Annotated in this window: 14 protein-coding genes; 1 reads left to right on the top strand and 13 read right to left on the bottom strand. The window is 70.6% G+C overall.

What is annotated here, in order from left to right; translation table 11 throughout:
* Positions 1-34: 34 nt before the first annotated feature.
* The 3 genes from AB0H43_RS02680 to ricT all read right to left on the bottom strand — a co-directional run bounded on the left by AB0H43_RS02680 (position 35) and on the right by ricT (position 3,757).
* A complete protein-coding gene (locus tag AB0H43_RS02680; RefSeq protein ID WP_359995297.1) occupies positions 35-883 on the bottom strand; it encodes a hypothetical protein in 849 nt (282 codons plus the stop codon).
* Positions 884-1,012: 129 nt separating this feature from the next.
* Positions 1,013-2,857, bottom strand: coding sequence for a metallophosphoesterase (locus AB0H43_RS02675; protein WP_359995294.1), 1,845 nt, complete (start codon positions 2,855-2,857; stop codon positions 1,013-1,015).
* A 66-nt stretch (positions 2,858-2,923) separates the two neighbouring features.
* A complete protein-coding gene (gene ricT, locus AB0H43_RS02670; RefSeq protein ID WP_359995291.1) occupies positions 2,924-3,757 on the bottom strand; it encodes a regulatory iron-sulfur-containing complex subunit RicT in 834 nt (277 codons plus the stop codon).
* A 130-nt stretch (positions 3,758-3,887) separates the two neighbouring features.
* Between ricT and AB0H43_RS02665 the strand changes: the two genes are divergently transcribed.
* Positions 3,888-5,237, top strand: coding sequence for a hypothetical protein (locus AB0H43_RS02665; protein ID WP_359995288.1), 1,350 nt, complete (start codon positions 3,888-3,890; stop codon positions 5,235-5,237).
* Between the two features lie 49 nt (positions 5,238-5,286).
* Here AB0H43_RS02665 and AB0H43_RS02660 read toward each other — a convergent pair whose 3' ends face one another.
* From AB0H43_RS02660 to AB0H43_RS02615, 10 genes are all read right to left on the bottom strand, one after another.
* Entirely contained in the window at positions 5,287-5,940 is a 654-nt protein-coding gene (locus tag AB0H43_RS02660; protein WP_359995285.1) for a hypothetical protein, read from the bottom strand.
* Positions 5,940-6,275, bottom strand: coding sequence for a hypothetical protein (locus AB0H43_RS02655; protein WP_359995283.1), 336 nt, complete (start codon positions 6,273-6,275; stop codon positions 5,940-5,942). The genes AB0H43_RS02660 and AB0H43_RS02655 overlap by 1 nt, the downstream gene beginning before the upstream one ends.
* The gene (locus AB0H43_RS02650) at positions 6,272-6,598 is read right to left on the bottom strand and encodes a YbaB/EbfC family nucleoid-associated protein (RefSeq protein WP_359995280.1); all 327 of its coding nucleotides are present in this window, start codon (positions 6,596-6,598) and stop codon (positions 6,272-6,274) included. The genes AB0H43_RS02655 and AB0H43_RS02650 overlap by 4 nt, the downstream gene beginning before the upstream one ends.
* 198 nt (positions 6,599-6,796) lie before the next feature.
* A complete protein-coding gene (locus AB0H43_RS02645) occupies positions 6,797-7,990 on the bottom strand; it encodes a DNA polymerase III subunit delta' (protein ID WP_359995782.1) in 1,194 nt (397 codons plus the stop codon).
* Positions 7,990-10,164 carry a dTMP kinase gene (tmk, locus tag AB0H43_RS02640; RefSeq protein WP_359995780.1) on the bottom strand — a complete coding sequence of 725 codons (2,175 nt, stop codon included), beginning with the start codon at positions 10,162-10,164 and terminating at the stop codon, positions 7,990-7,992. Before tmk ends, AB0H43_RS02645 begins: the two co-directional genes overlap by 1 nt.
* A 345-nt stretch (positions 10,165-10,509) precedes the next feature.
* A complete protein-coding gene (locus AB0H43_RS02635) occupies positions 10,510-11,142 on the bottom strand; it encodes a TetR/AcrR family transcriptional regulator (protein ID WP_359995277.1) in 633 nt (210 codons plus the stop codon).
* 103 nt (positions 11,143-11,245) lie between these two features.
* Positions 11,246-14,044 (bottom strand): type I DNA topoisomerase, encoded by a 2,799-nt coding sequence (gene topA, locus AB0H43_RS02630; RefSeq protein WP_359995274.1) that lies wholly within the window; start codon positions 14,042-14,044, stop codon positions 11,246-11,248.
* Between the two features lie 203 nt (positions 14,045-14,247).
* A complete protein-coding gene (locus AB0H43_RS02625) occupies positions 14,248-14,829 on the bottom strand; it encodes a hypothetical protein (RefSeq protein WP_359995271.1) in 582 nt (193 codons plus the stop codon).
* Between the two features lie 15 nt (positions 14,830-14,844).
* Entirely contained in the window at positions 14,845-15,366 is a 522-nt protein-coding gene (locus tag AB0H43_RS02620) for a hypothetical protein (RefSeq protein WP_359995268.1), read from the bottom strand.
* A gap of 97 nt (positions 15,367-15,463) precedes the next feature.
* Positions 15,464-17,815 carry a sodium-translocating pyrophosphatase gene (locus AB0H43_RS02615; protein WP_359995265.1) on the bottom strand — a complete coding sequence of 784 codons (2,352 nt, stop codon included), beginning with the start codon at positions 17,813-17,815 and terminating at the stop codon, positions 15,464-15,466.
* Positions 17,816-17,875: the final 60 nt, after the last annotated feature.

Genomic DNA, 17,875 nt, shown 5'->3' with positions numbered 1-17,875 from the left:
CGCCACACCGTCGCGACCACAGTCAACTCCATGATCAACGGGGTGGGGTGGGTGGGTCGGTGGGCGGACGGCCGTTCATCGAGGACGGCCGGTAGAGGTGGTAGGAGCCGTCGGGTTCGGCCGACGACGTCGACGCGGCCGGCTCAGCCGGCTCCGGCTCCGCCTTCGGCTGCGACTTCGGCGGCTTCCGTTGCGGCTTCGGCTGCGACTTCGGGACCGGTCGCTGCCGCGGCGGCTTGGCGTTCGGCGTACCCGCTGATGGCAGCGTGAGGGCCAGGATCAGCGCGAGCAGCAAGGCGACCTGAGCGAGCAGCGGAGCGAACAGGCCGCCCACCACGAGCGCGACCAGCACGATCAGGGCGACCGGCACGAGCAGCGCGCCGACGTAGCGCGCGGCGGCCGAGGCGATGGCGGACCGGTGGCCCGGAGTGGCCGCGACCGTCCACAGTGCCCGTTCGACGAGCCCGAGCGTGAGGAGCGCGGCGGCAGCCGTCTCGGTGACCAGGTTCAGCGCGACGAGCAGGATGGCGACAAGCCGGGCCAGTTCGACGGCGGCGAGGACGAAGCGCGACCAGGTCCGGTCGCGAAGGAGCCAGGCTGCTGCCCCGACCGCCAGCAGGCCGAGGACGAGCCCGATCAGCGCGGGCGCCCCGGCGGGCGGCGTGGACCGTCGCCACCATTCGGCGAGCAGGAGCAGATCGGCCGCGACGGAGAAGAGCGCGATGTTGAGCAGCCGGGCGCCACCCGGCACGGCGGACGCGGTCGTCGTGCGGATCGAGGCGGCCAGCAGCACCAGGTACCGCAAGCCCCGGAACGCCCGCCGGACCAGCCGGCCCAGCAGCGCCAGACCGACCGCGACGATGCGTGCTATCTCGTTCAGCACCGGCCCGCCCCTTTCCCGTCTCCCGCCCCGCGTCCCGCATCCCGCTTTCGCGCTGGATCAGGGTTCTAGGTCGAATCTTGCATCATGATTCGACCGCGAACCCTGATCCGGCGGCAAGGAAACGGTGGGTCAGCGGATGACGATCGGTTCCTCGATGAGCTTGGGCCGCAGCGGCTTGGCCGGGTCGAACCACGGAGTGCTGGCCGCGCGCTGGGGCTTGGGCTCCCACTTGCGGCCGACCCGGTCGACGCCGATCGGGAAGATCGTGAGCGAGCCGTCCGGCGCGAAACGCATCCGCAGGAAGCCCTTGTAGTCCTCGATCCCCTGCCCGGCGAACAGCTCGTTGAGGTTCACCCGGAAGCCACCCGCGAGGAACAGGTAGAGGGCGACCAGTTCGGTGGCGATGAGCCCGGCGACCGGCCCGTAGATGGCGAACGCGAGGACACCCGGCCATGGCCACGGCTGATCGTCGAAGGGCAGTTCCCGCCAGACGAAGTAGCCGGCGTAGCCGAGCAGGATGTGGGCTATGCCGTGGGCCAGTCCGAGGAGGACGGGAATCCGGCGGAGCATCCCGTGCGAGAGGCCGACCGCGAAGAACAGCGATCCGGCCAGCATCAGGCCGATCATCAGGAACGCCGGGAAGCTCAGGAGCTGGTGTGCCTTGCCCTTGAGCGAGAGCAGGAACAGCGTGTGGATGATGCCGAGGAAGGTGGCGAAGCCCGGGTTGCGCCAGGGCAGCCGGGGGAAGATCCCGATCGACAGCGCCCGCGACTTCGACTTGGTCGGATAGGTCTTCCGCAGCGTGAACGACTTCTGCTGAGTGTCGATCGCGAACGGCCGGCGCGGCGGGACGGTGATCTTCGAGGGCAGGCCGTGCGTCGCATAAAGGTACGCACCCCCGCTGCCGCAGGTGATCAGCTGCTCCTCGCTCGTGTCGGCCTCGGCGTACCGGGCGTAGTGGTGCAGGTCGCCGGAGACCATGAGCTTGACCTTCGCGCCCGTCGGCTCGATGAGCTTGCGCCGGAAGTAGCCGAGGGTGTCGTAGCCGCGCGGGTGCTCGATCGTCTGCACCCAGGACGGCTGCGGGAAGGCGATGATCACCTTGTCGTCCGGCCCGAGCAGGTTGGCGACGCTGCGGAAGTAGTCGAGCTGCGGATCGTCCAGGTACGCCTCACCCTGCACGTCGACGGCGAGCAGCCACCAGTTGTGCGGCAGCTTCAACGCGAAGTAGCTCCGAGTCTGCTTCGTCTGCCAGGCGCCGACGTGACCGCCTTCGCGGCGCGCGAACAACCGCAGGAACGCGGTCAGCCCGTCGTACCAGTCGTGGTTGCCGGGCAACGCGTACGCCGACGGCGGCGTCTCACCGGGCTCGGGCGTCGAGTACGCGGCCAGGTACGGCCCGACCATGCGGTCCTCGTACTCCTGACCGCTGGCGGTCGGGTAGACCTGGTCGCCGCCCATCACGAGCACCTTGCCCCGGGGCAGCTCGGTCAGCACCAAGTCGTCCTGGTGGTCCTCGGTGGTGGTGACCCGGAGCGACTTCTGCGCCAGCAGCCAAGCCATCGAATAGGTCGCGTTGAACCCGTCACCGAGGTCGGAGATGTAGTCGAGCCACAGCTCCTCGTCCTCGGCGTGGTCGTCGTAGATCTTCGTCGGGAAGGCGCCCTGCAGCTCCCGCTTGTCGAGGTACGCCCCGAACTGCTCCGCGAAGGCGACGCGTACGCCGGTGACGGCGAGCAGGACCGGGCCGAGCCACGGCACCGGCTCCTTGGGCGTGAATCCCAGCTCGGTCGGCTCCATCGAGGTCGGCCGGTGCTGCGGAAGCAGCGCGAACTGGACCGTCGGCTCGTTTCCGGGGTCCACACCGGACTCGGGCGCTGGGGTGCCCGGACCGCCGACCGGCGGACCCTCGAACGCCGACGCCGGGGACTGCTCCGGAATGCCTTGTCCCGCTTGCTGCTGGGGGTTCGTCACAGCCGTGCAGCCTAGCGTCCATCGCACAGTTTCGCTGTCGGCCCTTCGGGCCTTTGGTGGGCGGGGTCAGGACGGGGCTTGGTAGCGGTCCTCGAAGAGCTTCCGCGATCCGCAGACCGACGCCTTCGGGCAGACTCGGCGGGATCCGTCGGCGTCGAGGCGTACCACGACGGAGTCGCGCGGGACGGAATGGGCGACCACCTTGCCGTCGCCTTCGTCCGTGGTGACCCGTTCGCCGACCGCCGGGGCGCTGGCCTCGAAGTCCTGGTAGAGCGGGTGCTCATACTTCAGGCAGCACATCAGCCGGCCGCAGGCGCCGGAGATCCGCAGTGGATTGAGCGGCAGGTCCTGATCCTTGGCCATCCGGATGGTGACCGGCTCGAAGTCGGTCAGGAAGGTGGCGCAGCACAGGTCGCGGCCGCAGGATCCGATCCCGCCTTGGACGCGCGCCGAGTCCCGCGCGGAGAGCTGCCGCAGCTCCACCCGGCATTTGAGGGTCGCCCCGAGATCGCGGACGAGGGATCGGAAGTCGACCCGGTGGGGCGCGGTGAAGTAGATCGTCGTCTGCGGAGACGATCCGTCGACGTGGTCGACCGCGACGACCTTCATGGGCAGCTGGTGCTCTCGGATCAGCTTGCGCGCGGCGACCTGCGCCTCCGCCTTGCGCGCCCGGAGCTGCTTGTCCCGGGCGAGGTCGTCGTCGCCGGCCAGCCCGAGCATCTTGGGGAAGCCGGAGGTGTCGTCGGAGACCCACTGCGCGGCCCACACGCACTCGGCGACCTCCGGCCCGTCCTCCGTCGGGACCAGGACTTTCTGTCCGACCTGCGGCTGGAAGTCGCCGGGATCGAGGTAGAAGAGCCGACCGTACTGGTTGAACGTGACCGCGCAGAGCATGCCCATCCCGCCACTCTAGGACCATCGGCAGAACGGCGCACCACCCGTACCTATTCGTACCATTCGTCGTTAGCCAAATGCGGGTACTGCCCGACATTCGCGTCACCGTTCCGGCGACGCGTTCGTTGGGCCCGGCATGCTGCCTCCCCGACGTTTCCGCTTGCTCTCGACCGGGCTGCTCGCGGTCTTCGCTGCCGTCCCGGTGCTGATTCTGGACAATTCGGCCTCAGCCGCGAGCTGTGCGCCGCAGGCGTACGCGGCAGAGTCCTCCGCCGACCTCGTCCGGCTCACCGCCCTCGACCTGCGGCCGTTGGGCGTACCGGTCGGGCCGGTCGCCGACCTCGCCCTCGCGTCCACTCGCTCCACGATGGACGCCCGCAAGCCGGTCAGCGCCCGCGCCGCCGCCCGCTACGCCGAGGCCGGGGTCGCCGGGATCAAGCTCTCCCCGCTCTTCCTCAGCAGCGCGGTCAGCCAGCAGGCTCCGCCCAGCCACGCCGGCCCCGCCGTCTACAACGCGCTCAGCCAGGACGCGGGCATCGCGAAGGTGGGCACCGGCGACCTGTCCGCCCACGCAACCTGGGCAGACAAAATGGCCTGCGGCCAAGAGACCGGGCCAGCCGGTGTCAGCTCGGCCGCCATCGCCGACCTCAGCGTGCTGCCGAGTTCCTCCTCCGCTTTGGTACGCGTACCGCGGAACCTGTCCAGCCAGGCCGTGACCGGCTTGCGGACGGTCGGTGGGCGTACGGCGTCGGTCGCGGCGGCCGAGATCGAGCTGACCGATCTGCGGCTCCTCAACGGCGCGGTGGCCGTCAAGGTGCTCAAACCGCCGAAGCTGACCGCCACCGCGACCGGCTCCGCGCGTACGTCGAGTGTGGAGTATTCGAACCCGCTGCTGGAGATCTCCGGCTCCGGCGTACCGACGCAGCGGTTGAGCACGCCGACGAAGAACGTCGACATCACGCTGCCCCTGACCGGCGGCGACCCGCTGGGCACCCTGCTGCGCGGGCTCAACCTGCCCGTGCTGAACTCACTCGTCGGCAACGTTCGCACCGAAGGCCTCCAGGTGCCCGGCCCCGAGGCGTACGCGACGCTCCGTATCTCGCTCGGCGCGCTGGACAAGTCGATCACCAACGCCTCGGTCGACGCGGAGGCCGCGTCCCTGCGGATCCAGCTGATCCTGTGTGGCCCGAACCAGGCTCAAGTCACCGTCCTGGACCTGGCGGTCGGCCTGCTCCGCACCTCGGCCACGGCGCCCAACGTGCCGGTGGTCTCCTCGCCGACCCCGTCCGCGTCGCCCTCGGCGTCGGCCGGCGTCAGCCCGTCCCCCAGCACGAGCCCGGCCGGTTGCGGCGGGCCCGGCTGCGGCGGCCCGGGGACGCTACCCCAGACCGGGATGGGGCCGGTCGCGTACGTGGTGGGGACGGGTGTGCTGCTGGCGCTGCTCGGGCGGCTGATGGTCCTGCTGGCTCGCCGTCGCTCGGTCTGACGCGTACGGCCTCGGACGCCGCCGCTCTCCTCGGGGAGCGGCGGCGTTTCTACAGGTCCACCCGCGTGATGCCGCCCGTCGACGGGCCGAACTCGGGGCCGGGCCGGAACGGCAGCGCGGCCAGCCGGGTCTCCCAGGTCTCCCGCAGCTCCTCGCCGGCCTTGCAGATCTCCTCGACCTCTTCCAGGACGAGCGCGCCGATGGTCGCGGCGGCCAGCCCGACCTCGATCGGGTCCAGCCCGGTGACGACGCTGATCGCCTCGGCCGACTTCATGACCAGCGCCAGCCGCATCGCGAGGGAGACGCGGCTCTCCGCGATCCACCCCTCCACGTCGTCCAGGTACGCCCCGAAGTCGTCGAGCCGAGCGCCGAGCGACGTGTCGGGATCGGCGATGTGCCGGCGGTGTGCCGACCATTGCGAGAAGTACGCCGCCCCGGCGTCGCCCTCCCAGTTGACGCCCACCCGATCCACGGTGGAGACCGCTTCGACGAGGCGGTCGGTCAGCGCGCGTACGTCGTCGCCGGGCAACTGCATCGGGCGCAGACCGACGACGGCCTGCACAGCTGGGCCTGGGAGGCTGCCGACCCAGCGCAGCAACGGCCAGACCTGATGGCCGGGCGGCGCGCCGTGGCGGCCCAGCGCGGCATCGACCCGCTGCAGCAGGTCAGCGGCCGGGCCGGCGATCTTGTCGAGGGCATCCATCACAGGCCCCAGTCCGGATGGTCCCCGAACGTCTGCTCCCGGCGCGCGTCGTCGCGCACGGTCTCCTCAGCCGTCGCATAACGCGCCCCGGCCTCGCGTACGCCCTCGGCCAGTCGGTCGAGCCGGCGGGCGGCGTCGGTCGTCTCGTCGTAGCGGTTCTGGAACGCGTCGGCGCACTGACGCCGCAGGTCCCGGCCGATGTCGCCGAGCCGGCCGGGCGCCGCGGACAGATCGTTGAACGGGGTCACCTCATGCCGGGCCAGCTCGGCCGGGATGTCGGCGATCTGCTCGGCCGCGCGCTCCAGCGCGTCGGCCAGCTTGGCGAGGCCGCTCATGAGGGACCTCCCAGACGCGGGTAGTCGCCGAAGACCTCCTGATGGAGACGGCGACGCGCCCAATCGGCGGCGTCTTTGGCGGCGAAGAGCGCGGCTTGGATCGACCGGTTGATCTCGGCCGCGGTCTGACTGCGAAGGGCACCTACGACGGCCACGTTCCGCACCCCTCCCTCACCCGCCACGACCACTTCGATGAGACCGTCGGGCGAGCGGACGCTCACCTCGATCGCCGAGAGCGACCGCTGGAACTCGGCCTGCCGCTCCTCGATCCGCCGGTAAGCAGTGACCGCCTCCTCGATCCACGCCTCGTCGACCTCCCGCACGTCGCCGAGGCTACCGGCGCTTCCACAGCCCCGGTAGTCCCTGTGGATAACGAGGCAGTCCCTGTGGACAACTCTGTGGATAACCAGATGCTCGCCACGTGCTCTGCACAGCGAGATCACGGATCCGGGTCGAATCACGGTCCAAGATTCGACCCGGATCCGTGATCCAACGCCTCAGCGGCCGCCGCGCCCGGACAGTCAGCCGCGCCAGAGCGCGAGCATCATCGCCTCGACCGCGATCTTGGGCTTGACGTTGGTGTCGATCGCCTCGCGACAGGCCAGCACGGCTTCGAGCCGGCGCAGGGTCGACTCCGGTCGCCACTTCGCCGCCGCCGCCCGGGTGACCTGGTCGACGTCGGTGTGGATGGGCGCGACCGCCGAGCCGAACTGCGCGTTCAGCACATCGCGGTAGAACCCCGCGAGATCCATCAGCGCGCGGTCCAGCGCGTCCCGCTGCGCCCGGGTCGCCCGCGACTTCTGGCGCTTCTCCAGCTCCCTGAGCTGCCCGGCACTGCCGCGAGCGGCGCCCGCCGCACCCTTGCCCGTCCCGCCCGCGCCCAGCGCCATCTCCAATGCGCTGCGCTCGGCCGCGTCCACGCCCGCCACCGCGTCCGCCGCCTCCGCCTCGGCTGCCTCGATCAGCGAGGCCGCGGCGTCGAAACAGGCGCCGACCGTGGTCAGCTGCCGGGGTACCGCCAGCACGGCGTCGCGACGGGTCCGCGCGTGCGAGTCCGCGGCCAGCCGGCGCGCCCGGCCGACATGTCCCTGCGCGGCCGCCGCCGCCCAGGCCGCGACATCAGCTGGTACGCCGTCCCGCCGGGCGAGCAGGGCGGCCACCGCCTCGGCCCCGGGTTGACGCAGCGGCACAAGCCGGCACCGCGACCGGATCGTCACGGAAATGTCGTCGGGATGCGTCGACGGCGCACAGAGCAGGAACACCGTCCGATCCGGAGGCTCCTCGACCGCCTTGAGCAGGGCGTTGCCCGCCGCCTCGGTGAGCCGGTCGGCGTCGGCCACGACGAGAACCTGCCAGCGGCCCGCCGTCGGGGCGCTCGCCGCCCGCAGGACAAGCTCACGCATCTGCGCCACCGGGATGCTCAGCCCGTCGGGGACGACGAACCGCACGTCGGAATGCGTACCGGCGAGGACGGTGTGGCAGCCCGAGCACTCACCACAGCCCACCCCACCGCGTACGCATTGCAGCGCCGCCGCGAAGGCGCGGGCCGCTGTCGATCGGCCGGAGCCGGCCGGGCCGGTGAACAGCCAGGAATGCGTCATCACGCCAGGCGGCGACGGCTGCCCGCGCAGGATCAGCTCGGCCGCCCCCGCCGCAGCCTGCAGTGTCTCGACCGCCTCCGGCTGGCCGACCAGGTCGTCGAAGACCGACGCGATCATCGACGCACTGCCTGCACTTCTGGCGGCTCAGCGCGAGCGCTTCCCCGGCGAGCCGCGAGTTCGGCGGTCACCTCGGCCCGGTCGAGCGGTCCCGGGGAGCGAAAGGTGGGCGGCTCCGGAACACCGTGACCCGGCGAGAAGACCGTGTCCGCCTCGTGCAGCGGCGGCAGCATGCTGTCGACCTTCTCCGCCACCGCGCCGCCGACCCGGTCGACCGGCAGGGTCGCGTCCACGACGAGATACCGGGCCGGTTCGGCGTCGGCCAGGCCGAGGAAGGCGAACCGGACACGGTCGTGGAACGAGATCGCCTCGCTCTCCAGCCGGTCGTGGCCGTCGCCCCGCTCGGCGACCCGGTCGAGCCCGATCCGGGGATCGATGTCGAGCAGCACGGTGAGATCCGGTTTGAGCCCCTCGGTCGCCCAGGACGACAGCCAGGCGACCTCGTCCGAGTCCAACGTCCGCCCCGCGCCCTGATAGGCGAGCGAACTGTCGATGTAGCGGTCGCTGATGACCACCACACCCCGGTCGAGCGCTGGGCGTACCACTGAGTCGACATGATGCGCGCGGTCCGCCGCGTAGAGCAGGGCCTCGGCCCGGGGGCCGAGCGCGGACAATGCGCCCTCCGGCGAATGGGTCTCCAGCAGCAGCTCGCGGATGCGCGCGCCCTCCGCCGTGGCTCCGGGCTCGCGCGTGACGAGCACCTCGCGGCCCTCGTCACGCAGGTGTTGGGCGAGCAGCTCGATCTGCGTGCTCTTGCCCGCGCCCTCGCCGCCCTCGAAGACGATGAACATCCCGCTGACCGCGGTGTCGCCGACCAGGCCCAGTGGACGGCCCCGCATCGACGCCCAGATGTCGCGCAGCAGCGGTACGCCGGGCTTGTCGTCCATCTGCCGCAGCGCCCAGTAGCCGGCCAGCGTTCCGCAGATGCCCGCGATGAAGAGCAGTACGCGCGTCGACGAGATCGGCACGCTCGTGCCCTTGATCGTGATCTCGGGCGAGCCGCCGGCCCCGACCAGTACGCCGGACAGCGCGATCGCGAGCATGAGCACGACCCGGACGGAGGTCTGGACGAAGGCGAAGACGCGGCCGCGCACCTCGTCCTCGACCTCGCCGCCGAGCAGCGTGGTCCCGGAGAGGAAGGCCATGCCCGCCCCGGCGCCGACGAGCAGGGTGCCGACGGCGGCGACGCTGAGGTGTGGCGCGAGCGCCAGAGCGGCGACGGACAGGGCTGCGAGCATGATCGAGAGGCCGAACCAGCGACGCCGGGACAGCTGGCCGATCAGCCGCGGGCCGAGCGCGATGCCGACCCCGAGGCCGATGAAGATCAGGCCGAAGAGCAGGTAGAACGTCGAATCGCCACCGCTGAGCGACCGGGCGTAGAACTGCGCGGTGCCGATCACAAGACCGCCGCAGGCGAACGCGCCGAGAATGCCCAGGACGAGCCCCCGGACCAGCGGTGAGCGCGCGATGTAACGCCAGCCGTCGAGGAACTGGCGCAGCGCGCTCTCCTGCGGAACCTCGTGCCGGCCGTCCCGGCCGCTGATCTCCCGGATGCCGAAGAAGACGACGACCGCCGTGGCCAGACGGGACAGCGCGTTGAAGTAGAGCGCGACGGTGGACGCCGTGGTCTCGGGCAGGTCGACGCCGCCCGCGGTGACCGAGTGGTAGAGCTGGTTCAGCCCGGCCAGGCCGAGCGCCGCGAGCACCGGCGTAATGCCGTAGGTGGTGATCAGCGTGAGCTGATTGGCGTCCTCGAGCCGGCCCCGCGGGATCAAGTTCGGGACCGCGGCCTCCTTGGCCGGGATCCAGATCAGGGTGATCGTCTCGATGAGGAAGGTGGCGACCGCCGCCCAGCCGATGGTCACCGTGGAGTTCGTGCTCTGCAGCGCCACCAGCGGGATCGAGGCGAACAGGAAGAACCGCAGGACGTCGCAGATCGCCATCGTGTAGCGCCGGTCGAACCGGTCGGCGAGCACACCCGCTAGCGGCCCGAAGACGAGCGCCGGCAGGAGCCGGACGGCGATGACGGAGCCGAACGCCAGGCCCTTTGCGGCCGAGCCGCTCACCTGCGCGGAGGCGAAGGTCGCGGTGGCCAGCAGACCGAGCCAGTCACCGAGCGAGGCGACCCCGAGGACGATCCACAGCCGCCGGAACGGCCGGATCTTCAGAATGGAGACGTCGCCGGGCAGGGCGGCAGGGGCTGTGCCGCGATCCTTCGAACCGCCGGCGTCAGCCCGCCCACGCGACCGGTTCCCGATGGCAGCCTCCACCTCACCTGCCCATCGCTGGGCGCCCTGAGATCACTCTAGTCGTGCGGCGCCGAGCGCTCGCGAGAATGAGCACCCTGAAGTTACCCGGATCTCGGCATCGGCGCGCATCCCTGTCCCGGCCGCCGAATGCCGCACGGCCTGCTGTTCAGCGCGGGATCAGGGATGTCGGTCGAATCTTGGGCCGAGATTCGACCCCGAACCGTGATCCGGCTGGGATCCGGGCTGCGCTGAGCGCGGCCGGACGAGTCAGGACTGGCCGACGTGACGGTGGAGGTACTCCCGGACGAGCGCCTTGGCCTCGACAAGCACGGCGTCGTCGCCGTCGGGCTGGCGACGGAACGCGAGCTTGATCAGAGCGTCGGCCGCCTCGACCGCGATGACCAGGGCGAACCGCAGGCGCGGCCGATCAGGCACCGAGTGGTACGCCACCAGCAGCTCGGCCAGGTGGTCGGCGATGACCTCGTTGTTGTCCCGCTCGGCGTCGATGAGGTGCACGTCCACCACGTCGCCGAAGTGCAGCGTCCGGAAGCCGGGGACGGTCCGGTGCAGCGTGATGTACTCCTCGATCGCCGCGTCCACGCCGTCCCACCAGTCGGCCAGCTCACCGGCGGGGATCCGCTCGGCCAGCCGGGCCAGGTACGCCTCGACGTTACGCAGCGTGAGCGCCTGCACGATGGCGCGCTTGTCCGGGAAGAACTGGTAGACCGAGCCGATCGCCACCCCGGCCCGCTCGGCGAGCAGGGTGGTGGTCAGGCCCTCGTAACCGACCTCGTCGACCAGCTCCGCGCAGGCGTCGAGCATCCGCTGGACCCGGGCCACGCTGCGGCCCTGGACCGGTACCCGCCGCAGTGGACGGGTCGTCACGGCTGGTGTTGTCACTCGCCGCTCCTTCGCAAAGGCGTCGGCGACCTGACGACCGCGACGCTGAGACCGAAACTGTAACGCCACTCGGATCAACGAGCCGCCCGGCGTGACGTCTCTGCTACTCAGCGGTCTTCTTCGCCGAGGTTGCCTTCTTCGCGGGCGCCTTCTTCGCCGCACCGGTCGTCTTCTTCGCCGCCGCCGTCTTCTTGGTCGCGCCCGCGGTCTTCTTGGCGGCGGTCGTCGTCTTCTTGGCCGCCGCCTTCTTCGCCTCCGGGGCGGCCTTCTTGGCCGCCGCCTTCTTGGGCGCCGGGCCCTTCGCCCGCTTCTCCGACAGCATCTCCGAGGCCTGCTCGAGCGTCAGGCTCTCCGGGCTCTGCCCGCGCCGCAGCGAGGCGTTGACCTCGCCGTCGGTGACGTACGGGCCGAACCGGCCGTCCTTGATGACCAGCGGCTTCTCGGTCAGCGGATCGTTGCCCATCTCCCGCAGCGGCGGCGCGGCGGCCCGGCGGCCCCGCGTCTTCGGCGCGGCCAGCAGCGCGAGCGCCTGCTCCAGGGTCACCGTGAAGAGCTGATCCTCGCTCTCCAGCGACCGCGAGTCCTTCTCCCGCTCGATGTAGGGACCATAGCGGCCGTTGCGGGCGTAGATCGGCACGCCGCTCTCGTCGTTGCCGACCAACCGGGGCAGGCTGAGCAGCTGCACCGCCTGGTCGAGGGTCAGCGACTCGGGCGACTGCGTCTTGAGCAGCGACGAGTTCACCTCGCCGGAGGAGACGTACGGGCCGAACCGGCCGGACTTGATCACCACTGGCTCGCCGGTCTGCGGGTGCTCGCCGAGCTTGCGCTCGCCGCCCCCGCCGAGGAACAGCTCCTCGACCTTCTCCGGGGTCAGCTCGTCCGGGGCCAGGCCCTCCGGGATGGAGACGCGGTCGCCGTCGGCCGCCGACTCGGCGTCGGGGTCGACGTCCGCCGCGGTGCCACCGCCCCGCTGGATGTACGGGCCGTAGCGACCGACCCGGACCACGAGGTCCCGGCCCTGGTCGTCGGTGAACAGCGGGATCGAGTTGACCTCACGGGCGTCGATCTCGCCGAGCTGCTCGGTCACGAGCCGCTTCAGGCCGCCCGCGTGCGCGACCGATCCCTCGGCGGCGCTCGGTGCACCGAAGTAGAACGAGGTCAGGAACTCGAGGCTGGAGGCGTCGCCCTCGGCGATCTGGTCCAGCTCGTCCTCCATGGCCGCGGTGAAGCCGTAGTCCACCAGCCGCGGGTAGTGCCGCTCCAGCAGCCCCACCACGGCGAACGCCAGGAAGCTCGGGATCAGCGCCTGGCCCCGCTTGTTGACGTAACCGCGGTCCTGGATCGTCTGCATGATCGAGGAATACGTCGACGGGCGGCCGATGCCCAGCTCCTCCAGCGCCTTGACCAGCGACGCCTCCGTGTACCGGGCCGGCGGCTGGGTGGTGTGGCCGAGCGGGGTCAGCGACTTCTCGGTCAGCTTCTGGTCCTTGACCAGCGGCGGGAGCTTGCTGTCCCCCTCGGCGTCCTCGGTCTCGTCGTCGCTGGACTCGACGTAGACGCGCAGGAAGCCGGGCTCGGTGATGGTCGTCCCGGACGCGGCGAAGTCGGCCTCCTCGTTCGAGGTCGAGATCGCGCGGATGCGGGCGCTGACCGAGCTGCCGATCGCGTCGGTCATCTGCGAGGCCAGCGTCCGCTTCCAGATCAGCTCGTAGAGCTTGAACTCCTCGACCGAGAGCTCCCGGGCCACGTCGCCGGGCGTACGGAAGTGCTCACCGGCGGGCCGGATCGCCTCGTGCGCCTCCTGCGCGTTCTTGACCTTGCCCGTGTAGCGCCGCGCCTGCGGCGGCACGCTGGCCGGACCGTACAGCTCCGCGATCTGGCTGCGGGCCGCGGTCAACGCCGACTCCGAGAGGTTCACCGAGTCGGTACGCATATAGGTGATGTAGCCGTTCTCGTACAGCCGCTGGGCCGTACGCATCGTCTGCGCCGACGAGAACCGCAGCTTGCGGGCGGCCTCCTGCTGCAGCGTCGAGGTGATGAACGGCGGGGACGGCTTACGCCGGTAGGGCTTCTCCTCGACCCGGGTGACCGTGAACGGACGGTCGTCCAGCCGGGCGGCCAGCCCTCGGGCGGCCTGCTCGTCGAGGTGGACGACGCCGCCGCGGACCCGGCCGGTGGCCGGGTCGAAGTCCTTGCCGGTGGCGATCCGGTCGCCGTCCAGTGCGATCAGCGTGGCGTTGAACGTCCCACCCGTGGCGACCAGTTCAGCCACGATGTCCCAGTACGTCGCGGAGCGGAACGCCATCCGCTGGCGCTCCCGCTCGACCACGATCCGGGTCGCGACCGACTGCACCCGGCCCGCGCTCGTCCCCCGGGCGACCTTCTTCCAGAGCACCTGGGAGACGTCGTAGCCGTAGAGGCGGTCGACGATCCGCCGGGTCTCCTGGGCGTCGACCAGGTCCTTGTCGATGTCGCGGGGGTTGGCCACGGCAGCCTGGATCGCCGGCCGGGTGATCTCGTGGAAGACCATCCGCTTGACGGGCACCTTCGGCTTCAGGGTCTCCGCGAGGTGCCAGGCGATCGCCTCGCCCTCACGGTCCTCGTCTGTCGCGAGGTACAGCTCGTCGGCGTCCTTGAGCAGGGCCTTCAGCTTCGTGACGTGCTTGGCCCGGTCCGGGTTGACGATATATATAGGGGTGAAGCCGTGGTCGACGTCGACCCCCAGGTACGCCCAGGGCTCCTTCTTGTACCGCTCAGGCAGCTGCTTGGACCCGGCCGGGAGATCCCGGATGTGGCCCAGGCTGGCTTCCACGACGTATCCCGGGCCCAGGTAGCCCGAGATCGTCTTCGCCTTCGCCGGCGACTCGACGATGACCAGTCGGTTCTTGGCGGCTGTCGGCACGGCACCTCTCCGCAGTGGCTTGGTCGCAGGCGGCGTCACTGTCGCTTGCATGGGCGGGGCGGTCTGCCCGCGGATGTCCAAGGTAACGCTCGGCTGAATGCTCCGGTTGCGCACCCCATCGACGCGTAGACGATACCTGTCTCGGGGGCGCGCCGTCGTTGATCATGTATTTTGCCGCTCCGGGCATGATCGAAACGCTGAATTCAGGCCGGCCACGCTGTGAGCGGAACCACCGGCAGCGGCTCGCCGATCAGCTCCGCGAACCGCCGGATCCGGCGACGGCCGGAGATCCGCAGGGCCGGTCCCCGGGCCGCCTCCACCGGGAAGCCGAGCACCGCCAGCGCCCGCGCCGCGGGCGTCCAGCACTGCTCGTCGTTGGCCCCGAGCCGGAGCAGCAACTCCGGCGAGTCGGGCGTGACCGTGCCCGCCGCCGTGAACCACAGCCTCAGGCGTACGCCGTCGAGCAGGAACGTCGACGGCGGGGCCTTCACGGCGCCCCGGAGCCAGAGCGCCGACAACGGGGCGAGCACCCCCGAATACGAGGTGCGTACGCCGTAATGCCCCTCGACGGTGGAGGGTTCCCACTGCATGGCCAGCTCTCTTCGCCGCAGCTCGGCGTCGAGGGCGTGCACCCGCCACGGGGCGTCGACGACGACCGACACCCGGGCGGTCCCGCCCATGCGGATCACCTGCCCCGGCCCGATCAGCAGACCGGCAAGGTCACCCGGTCCGGGGTCGGCCGAGGCGGCGGCGAAGATGGGCAGCTGCCCTCGGCTCGGTCGCACGGCCAGCATCCCGCGCTACTTGCACTCGGGGACCTCGTCGAACGCCTTGCGGAGCTCGACGGAATCCAGCTGGCTGACGTCTATCGCACTCTTGGAGTACTCGGTGTTGAGCGTGGTGAGCACCGTCGCCACACCGTCGGAGAAGGTGTGCGCGTCCCCGGCCGTCAACGCGGTGACGCCGTCCTTGGCATGCCCGTACGCGTCGCGCACCGCCGTCAGCGTGGCGATGAAGTTGTGCGCGATCTTCTCTCCGTTGTCGACGTCCGGTACGCCCGCCGCCTCGACCTTCGCCCGAGCGGCCTCAGTGGACTTCTGCGCCCCGTCGAAGAGCCGGACGAGGTTCTCCTTGGCCTGAGCCGAGTTGGGGGCGGCGTTGGCCTGCTCCTGAGCCTTCGTCGTCAGGCTCTGCAGCTCGGCCCGCCAGGGCGTGAGGGCGCTGCAGACGTTGGCCGCCCAGACTCTCGGCGGCGGGCCGCTGGAGCACGCGGCGACGAGGAGGGCGGCCGCGAGGGCGGTGAGTGGCGCAAGCCTTCGCATGGAAGCAGCCTACGACGCCGTAGCACACCCGTGCTATGTCCCCCCAATAGACAAGGCCCGAGGCTTCGCCTCGGGCCTTGTCTATTTTCTGACTGAGTTACGCAGTGACGGACTCGCGATCCGCCGCCGAGGCGGCGTCAGCTTTTCCCGAGTCGCCGTCTCCACCGACCGAGATCGGCTTGCGCTTGCTGAACACCACGGCCCCGGCGATGACCGCGAACGCGGCGACCGCGATCGCCACGCGTACGCCGGTGTTGGCGTCGGCGCCGAAGCTCAGCGTGACGACGGCCGGGGCGATGAGCAGCGCGACCAGGTTCATGACCTTGATCAGCGGGTTGATGGCCGGACCGGCGGTGTCCTTGAACGGGTCGCCGACCGTGTCACCGATGACCGTCGCGGCGTGCTGCGGCGAGCCCTTGCCGCCGAACTCGCCGTCCTCGACCATCTTCTTCGCGTTGTCCCACGCGCCACCCGAGTTGGCCAGGAAGACGGCCATCAGGGTGCCGGTGCCGATCGCGCCGGCCAGGTAGGACACGAGCGCACCCGGGCCGAGGCCGAAGCCGACCGCGATCGGGGCGAGCACCGCCAGCAGACCGGGGGTCATCAGCTCGCGCTGCGCGTCCCGGGTGCAGATGTCCACGACCTTGCCGTACTCCGGACGCTGCGAGCCGTCCATGATGCCCGGGAACTCCCGGAACTGGCGGCGCACCTCCATGACGACCGCGCCCGCCGAGCGGGACACGGCGTTGATGGCCAGGCCGGAGAACAGGAAGACGACCGCCGCGCCGCAGATGAGGCCGACGAGGTTGGCCGGGTTGGAGATGTTCAGCCACTCGACGAGCTTCGCCGCGGCGGCCTCGCCACCGCCCAGGGTGGACACCAGGGTGTCGGTGTAGGAACCGAACAGGGCGGTCGCGGCGAGCACCGCCGTCGCGATCGCGATGCCCTTGGTGATCGCCTTGGTGGTGTTGCCGACCGCGTCGAGGTCGGTGAGCGTACGCGCACCGCGCTCGTCGATGTCGCCGGACATCTCGGCGATGCCCTGGGCGTTGTCGCTGATCGGGCCGAAGGTGTCCATGGCGACGATGACGCCGACCGTGGTGAGCAGGCCGCAACCGGCCAGCGCGACGGCGAACAGCGACAGCGTGATCGAGCCCGTGCCGAGGAGGAACGCGCCGAAGACGGCCGCGCCGATGAGCAGCGCGCTGTAGACCGCCGACTCCAGGCCGACGCTGATGCCGGCCAGGATGACGGTGGCCGGGCCCGTCTCGGACGACTTGCCGATGTCCCGGACCGGGCGACGGCTGGTCTCGGTGAAGTAGCCGGTCAGCGCCTGGATGGCGGCGGCCAGCACGATGCCGATGACGACCGCGGCGAGCGCGACCACCCGCGGGTTGGCGTCCACGTCCTGCAGGCCGCCGTCGAACTCCTTGAACGTCGCGGGCAGGTACAGCCAGGTCGCGACGCCGACCAGCACGGCCGAGATCACAGCCGAGATGTAGAACGCGCGGTTGATGGCGGTCAGGCCGCTACGGTCGGAGGCCCGCAGCCGGGTGATGAAGACGCCGACGATCGCGACGAGGGCGCCGATGGTGGCCACGATCAGCGGGAACACCAGGCCCTGGGTGCCGAACGCGGTCTTGCCCAGGATCAGCGAGGCGACCAGCATGACCGCGTACGACTCGAAGAGGTCGGCTGCCATGCCGGCGCAGTCGCCCACGTTGTCGCCGACGTTGTCGGCGATGGTGGCCGCGTTGCGCGGGTCGTCCTCGGGGATGCCCTGCTCGACCTTGCCGACCAGGTCGGCGCCGACGTCGGCGGCCTTGGTGAAGATGCCGCCGCCGACTCGCATGAACATCGCGAGCAGCGCGGCGCCGAAGCCGAAGCCCTCCAGCACGGTCGGGGCGTCGCTCTTGTAGACGAGCACCACGATGGCCGCGCCGAGCAGGCCCAGACCGACGGTGAGGAAGCCGACCACGCCGCCGGAACGGAACGCGATCGACATCGCCTTCTCGCGGCCGCCGTCTTCCCGGGCCGCCGCAGCGACCCGCAGGTTCGCCCGGGTGGCCAGCGCCATGCCGGCGCCGCCGATGAAGGCGGAGAAGACCGCACCCACCACGAAGAAGGCCGAGCGGCCGATCTTCACCGCGGTTTCGTTGTCGGAAACCCCGTGCACGGGAAGCACGAAGAGTACGACGACTGCGATCACGACGAAGATTGCCAGGGTCTTGAACTGGCGGAACAGGTATGCCGTGGCGCCCTCTTGGACGGCGCCCGCGATCTCCTGCATCTTGACGGTGCCCTTGCCGGTGCCGAGCACGGCTCGCACGAGGGTGAAGGCGAAGCCGAGCGCCACGAGAGCGATCACGGCGGCCACAACTACGTACGTGACGTTGTTACCGGTAAGGGCCACCTTGCCGCCGTCGGCGACAATTGTGGTCCCGGACATCGATGTCCTCCTGTTGATCGCCGCCATTCACAGTGAGTAGCGGCGGTTGCAGATAACCCG

Origin of the sequence: Hamadaea sp. NPDC050747, assembly GCF_040654195.1 — a bacterium.
In the GTDB taxonomy this organism is placed as follows: domain Bacteria; phylum Actinomycetota; class Actinomycetes; order Mycobacteriales; family Micromonosporaceae; genus Hamadaea.
This window is presented reverse-complemented; position numbering and strand designations above follow the sequence as displayed.

Excerpts from the sequence above, each read along its gene's own strand:
- ricT (WP_359995291.1), bottom strand. The coding sequence starts at position 3,757 with ATGGGCATGCTCTGCGCGGTCACGTTCAACCAGTACGGTCGGCTCTTC.
- AB0H43_RS02660 (WP_359995285.1), bottom strand. The coding sequence starts at position 5,940 with ATGGATGCCCTCGACAAGATCGCCGGCCCGGCCGCTGACCTGCTGCAG.
- AB0H43_RS02655 (WP_359995283.1), bottom strand. The coding sequence starts at position 6,275 with ATGAGCGGCCTCGCCAAGCTGGCCGACGCGCTGGAGCGCGCGGCCGAG.
- AB0H43_RS02665 (WP_359995288.1), top strand. The coding sequence starts at position 3,888 with ATGCTGCCTCCCCGACGTTTCCGCTTGCTCTCGACCGGGCTGCTCGCG.
- AB0H43_RS02620 (WP_359995268.1), bottom strand. The coding sequence starts at position 15,366 with ATGCGAAGGCTTGCGCCACTCACCGCCCTCGCGGCCGCCCTCCTCGTC.
- AB0H43_RS02615 (WP_359995265.1), bottom strand. The coding sequence starts at position 17,815 with ATGTCCGGGACCACAATTGTCGCCGACGGCGGCAAGGTGGCCCTTACC.